The following is a 6,272-nucleotide window of genomic DNA, read 5'->3' on the forward strand; positions in this document are numbered from 1 at the left end:
TTAAGCATAGATCCTGTTGTATGTCCTTTTATTCTTCTCCACATAGATTTTGAATTATTTATTCTGTCTATGGCTTTTCTGAAAAATATTCTATCGTATCCATCTTCAAACGATTGGTATGTTGGAATTTTAAGTCCAAGTTCAACTATAGGTTGAAAAAGTATTGGATGAGATTCTGCCCAACCAAGTGATCCTGTATCTCTTTCTGAATATGTTACTGCATGACTTAATGCTTCAATATGATATGCCTTGCCGGGATGAATTTTTTTAAAAATATCTTCCAGATAAAATTTTTCATATTTAGTGTTTTGTAAAACATCTTTATTTAAATTCAAAATATCTTCTTCATTTTTATATCTATTTTTTTTATAGTATCCAAATAAAGTTTTTTTGTTTTTGCTTAATAAATTGGTCCAAGATGTTCTATAAATTCCACTTAACTCTTTTATTGGCTTTGTGATGCCAAATAAACCACGTTCTAATAAATAATCTGCTATTGCAGATTCCGGTGGTGGTGCTAGAAAAACATGATCTCCACCTTGTCCATTTGCAAGGTCTGAACAATTGTTTTTTGCCATTAGATCAAATGTTTGTTTACGTAAATTATGGAAAAGATTAAACGTTGTGGGTCTGTTAGGGCGGAAATCTTGAGGCAATTTATCCAAAATTGATGTCGTTTGCCAATCTATAAAATTTAATTGCGTGTTGCATAGATCTGCAATTTCTTTTGCATATTCAATTTCATTTGAAGCTTGAACTTGGCTATCTATATAATTTACCGGAACTATTTTTTTACTTCCCTTAAAAATATCATTTAATAAAAGCATTAATCCGGAAGAATCTGTGCCTCCGGAAAGTTCAACGCAAATTCCTGAGCTATCCTTAAACCAGGCTTTAATTGTGGCTCTTAGTTTTTCTAAAAGTTCTTCTTCTATTTTATTTTTATCTTTTACAAAAGAGCCTTTAAATGAATTTATATCCCAAAGTAATTTGCTTGAATATGTTCCATCTATATTAAAATTCAAACCCATTCCGGGCAAAAGCTCTTTGATATTTTTAAATGGTGTTGATTCAAGCGCCCAATTTGTATGAATAAGGTGTTGTACAAAAAAATCAAAATTTATTTCCGGTTTATGTTTAAGAATTTTATAAATTAATGCAATTTCTGTTGAAAAGAATATTTCGTTATTTTCTATAATATAAAAAATGGAAGATAAACCCTGAGGATCTCTTATTAATCTTAGGTTTTGAGTTGTATTATCATATAAAATACCTATGTATCTACCCCAAAGAGATTGAGATATTTTTTCAGGGTTTTTTATTAAATCTTTTATTTGATTTTCATTTAAATCACTAAAATTTACAGAATCATAATTATTGCTATCAAAAGTTTTTCCTACAAATATTCCATTATCAGAATTTAGTGGCATTATATGATTGTAGTGATTTTGATTTTCTTTTTTATATCCGGCAACTATAAAACCATTATCTATATTTACAGTAGTTAAATTGTCTTTATCTGAATATTCCAATGCAAGATTAATTAAAGAATTATTTTTTTCTTGACTTTTATTTTTGCCAAAATATCCAATTAGATATGCCATAAATGATTCCTGTTTAATGTTTTAAAAATTAGGTTCTTTTAAAATTATTGCTAAAACTTGAGCAATTTTCGGATCATCATTTACTACTTTTTGATTAATTATAGCCCATGCGTGGGCATAAAATGGATTTGCCTGAACCCCTATTTCCAGACTGCATTTCCAATTTTTTTTCAAGGCCAATACTACAAAAGTAGCCGCCCATGCAAGACAATATGTCTTTTTTTTGTAAAGAAGTGATGCTGCATCAACTGCAGATGAAAGCCTTTCTATTTCTTTTTCAGATGGAATAAATAAATTTTTTCTATTTTTTGATATATTTTGAATTATATCAAGAATTCCCTTTATTCCTAATTTTACCATTATGTTATGAATTTTTTTTAGTTCAAAAAAGGCTTTTATTATTTGTATTTTTGAAGATTTTGCAAAAGGTTTCCAGGAGGGCTTTTGATCCCATTGGTAATCAATAAGTCCTCCGGATTTTAATGGCAATGAGACAATAAATTTTCTTTCACCTGTTGTTTTAATTATGTATTTACTTTCAATAAAATGAGCAATCCACTCATTAAGCTCTTCAATATCTAAATTATTTTTTTCTAAATTTTCATTTTCATTCAAAACAAATTTATTTTCTTCGTTTAAATAAAAATTTGAATTAAGAACCAATTTAAAATTTTGAGCAGCTTCTTCGATTAAACTTAAATAGTTATCTGTTGAACTATCTAAAATTATTATCGAATTATCAAATTCTGCTGCGTAAATATGAGGGGTTAAAGAAAAATTTATTTTTTGCATAATTAATTATTGTATGGTTCTGTGAAGATTAGCATCGAATGTATGGTCCGAAGTTTTCGTTGCTTTTAGAGCCACAACCAAGTGTAAGTAAAGATGCAGTACCTAAAACGGATATTTTGTTTATTGATATTTTCATAGAATTTCTTTCTTAAAATTTACTGTGAGATGGACCACTAACGCTAAAAATCTCACTAAATCGTCCTTGCATGCCAAATGTTAAAATCGAAACATTACCTAAAATTATAATATTTTGTCTTTTCATAGTAACTTTCTATAAAAAATAAATATAAAAATTAAGCGCTAATTTTAATACTTAACTAATTGTGATAAGATTTACCGCTGGTATACCCTTCAACATAAGTTCCATTGGAACCAAGAGTTAAATTTGAAACATTACCTAAAATAGATATTTTGTTTATTGATATTTTCATAAGTATCTCCTAAAAAAATATGTATAAGAATAAAAACTGATTAAAATCATATATATTATTTTTTATAAAGTCTATAAAGAATTATTGATTTTGTTGTTTATTCCAGAGGTTTTTATAAATTCCATTTAATTGTAATAATTCATGATGAGTTCCGTATTCTGAGATTTGGCCGTCATTTAGAACGATAATTTTATCCGCATGAATTATTGTTGATAATCTGTGAGCAATAATTAAAGTTGTTGCACTTTGTGAAATTTCTTCGATATTTCTTTGAATTTCTTTTTCTGTTACAGAATCAAGAGATGATGTTGCTTCATCAAAAATATAGATTGAAGGCTGCTTTAGAATTACGCGTGCAATTGCAATTCTTTGTTTTTCGCCGCCGGAAAGTTTTAATCCTCTTTCTCCAACAATTGTATTGTACCCTTCAGGTAAACTTTGTATAAATTTTTTTAAGTGGGCTTTTTGTGCAGCCATTTCAATTTCTTCTTGTGTTGCTCCAGGTTTTCCATAAGCTATATTGTAATAAATTGTATTATTAAATAACACTGTTTCTTGAGGAACTACGCCTATTAATTGGTGTAACGAATTTTGAGTAATATTTTTTATGTTATTGTTATTTATTAAAATTGATCCAGTCGTGACATCATAGAATCGAAATAATATTTTGGTTATTGTGGATTTGCCTGAGCCTGTAGGCCCGACAATGGCAATTGTTTTTCCGCTTGGAATCGAAAAAGATAAATTATGAAGAATTTCTCTTTCTTTATTATATGAAAATGAAATATTTTCAAAATTAATCGAGTGGCTGCTAATTTTAATATCTATGGCATTTGGAGAATCTTTTATTTCATTTTCTTTTTCAAATAAATTAAAAATTTCATCCATATCATTAAGGCCGTTTCTGACTTGGCGTAAAATATGTCCTATGTGGTGTAATGGCATGGCAAATTGAAGTATATAACTATTTATCAGAACAAAATCACCAATATTTATTTGATTATTTATTACGGCTCTTCCTGAAAAAATTGTAACAAGTAAAAGAGATATGCCTATTATTATATTTTGACCCAGTTGAATTAATGAATAAGAATAATATTTTTTAACTCCGGCTGATTCTTGTTCTTGTAAAAATTTATCAGATTCTGATCGATCAAATTTTTGATTGTTAAAATATTTTACTGTCTCAAAATTTATAAGGCTGTCTATCATTCTTGCGGAGGCTTGGGATCTTTTTTGGTTATATACTTCTTGTTTTTTTGTAAAGCGTTCTATTGAAAATAGACTGAATAATAAATATAAAATAATTAAAAAAAGTAAAATAATACTGTAATAAATTCCATAAAAAAAAGTTAATACTGATATAACTAAAATAATTTCTATCAAAGTTGGAATTATATATAAAAAAATTCCCCAAAAAATTGAATCCAGGCCAAATTGAGCTCTTTCAATGGAACTTATAATTGCCCCGGTTTTTTTTTCTATATGAAAGCGTAGTGAAAGACTATGTAGTTTATCAAAGATTTGTAGACTTAAATTTCTAGATCCTCTTTCTAATGCTTTGAATATTAATATTGATTTAAATTCTGATGTTATTTGTCCAATCAACCATGTAAGACCATAGGTAACAAGTATGATATATATAAAATATGTTGGTTTAGCTGTTATATTGGAAAGACTGTTTATTACGCTTTTAAATATTATGGGTGTAATTATGTTTAATAGAATTGCAATTATACCAAGGACTAAAGATAATAAAATTGATTTTCTTATTTTATTATCTTTAGTCCATAAAAATTTTAAAAGTAATTTAAATCTCTCTAGTTTCATTTTGTAGCGTTAATAATTTTTTTTGCTTTTTATTTTCCAATAAATTTTGAGCTTTTTTTATAAACTCTGGATTTATACCTCGTTTTGCTAAAAGTTTTAATACAACATCATTTTGCATTGATATTCCAGGAATTATTTTATACAAAGGCTCTATTTCGTCATTTTCTTTTTCTAAAACAGGAACCTGACAGTTTTCAAAAAATCCTGTTTTTTCAAGATTTGTTATTTCGTGTAAATGGGTGTTTGTAATCAAAATTACTTTAGAATTTTCGCCAAGTTCTTGTAAAAATGTTTCTACGGGTGGTTTCGCTTCATCCTCAGAAGTTCCGTTGAAAAGTTCATCTACGCCAAAAATTGCAAAATCATTATCTTTTAGATTTTTGGCGGTAACAAGCAATTGCATAGCTCGCGTCACTCCTGCATTAAAATGTGATAATCCGGCAGCAATATCTTCAGTTATCTTAAAATAGGTTCGAATAAAATTAAACATACTCATTTTTAATTCTTTTGCCGGAGCAATTCCCAATGTTTGTGCAAGAATTGCAGAATAGATTATTGCAGTTGTTATTGTCGATTTTCCTCCTGCAATTGGTCCTGTAATAATCACATTTCTTGGATGACCATTACAACCAAGATCAATAGAATTTGTAACTACTTTTTCCGGATCCAAAAGAGGATTCCAAAAATCTTTTATTGAAAGCTGAGGAGTTTCTGAATTTTCTATAAATTCAGGAAAACAAAATGTTACATCTTTATTTTGAAAATCTTTATAAATTTTAGCTATTGTTAGTTGTGCATCAATTTCACCAACGGCAAGCATTAAAGGTATAAAATTTTCTTTTTGTTCGTTCATTAATCTGTATGCAATAGAAACTCTTGAAAACCATTCCAGTCTACAATATTTTCCTTTGATGGTTTTTGTTTCAAGTAGGTTTATTAAAGTATCAAAATTCGGTGATTTTTCTCTTAGTTCTTGTAACATTTTTGAGAAATTTTTTATGACCGGTAGTGATTCGGCAAATTCCGGATATTCTAAAGATATTTTTTCTATTTCTTTGATGTTGGTTAAATATTCAGATAAAAGAGAGATTTTTTTATGAGTATATTTAAATAAAGCCGCAGTTTCATCAAAATATGCAATTTCCTCTATCACATTTTTTTCATTATTCCATGTGGATATAACTGTTTTTGTTTTATCTGATGTTTTTTCTGAAGTAGCTAAGCCTATTGTCCAAGCAAGAACTCCTGAAAATGTTGTTGGTGACAAGTGTTTAAAATCTTCTACATTTGGTGAAATATTTTTTCCAAAAATTGTTATATCGGGTAAAATATTTTTTCCAAAAATTATAGATGATGGAAGAGCTATTGCACCATAAAACATAAATAATTTACTAATATATTTTAGAGAATCATTGTATTTGTAATAGGTTTCCAATAGTAATGGACTTTTGTTAATAAAATCTGAATATTTTTTTATAATTTCAGCTTTATTTTCTAAAAAAATTCTACATCTTAACGGTTCGAAATCTACATAAGTACAGAAAACATCTTCTGGGTTCCAAAAAGATAAGACTATGTTTTCCGGTACTAAAATATTTTTTAGTTTGGTATCCAA

4 protein-coding genes are annotated in these 6,272 nt (G+C 27.8%); all 4 read right to left on the reverse strand.

Annotation, left to right across the window (positions count from 1 at the left end; translation table 11 throughout):
- A partial coding sequence (locus KKE07_01565; protein MBU4269545.1) for a hypothetical protein occupies positions 1–1,604 on the reverse strand: 1,604 nt, incomplete at its 3' end.
- Positions 1,605–1,625: 21 nt separating this feature from the next.
- On the reverse strand, positions 1,626–2,396 hold the full coding sequence (locus KKE07_01570; GenBank protein ID MBU4269546.1) for a lasso peptide biosynthesis B2 protein: 771 nt from the start codon (positions 2,394–2,396) through the stop codon (positions 1,626–1,628).
- Positions 2,397–2,908: 512 nt separating this feature from the next.
- Positions 2,909–4,657 (reverse strand): ATP-binding cassette domain-containing protein, encoded by a 1,749-nt coding sequence (locus KKE07_01575; protein MBU4269547.1) that lies wholly within the window; start codon positions 4,655–4,657, stop codon positions 2,909–2,911.
- Positions 4,638–6,272: hypothetical protein (locus KKE07_01580; protein MBU4269548.1), on the reverse strand; the 1,635-nt coding region annotated here is incomplete at its 5' end. The genes KKE07_01580 and KKE07_01575, both read right to left, overlap by 20 nt.

Source organism: Candidatus Dependentiae bacterium, from assembly GCA_018897535.1.
Lineage (GTDB): Bacteria > Babelota > Babeliae > Babelales > UASB340 > UASB340.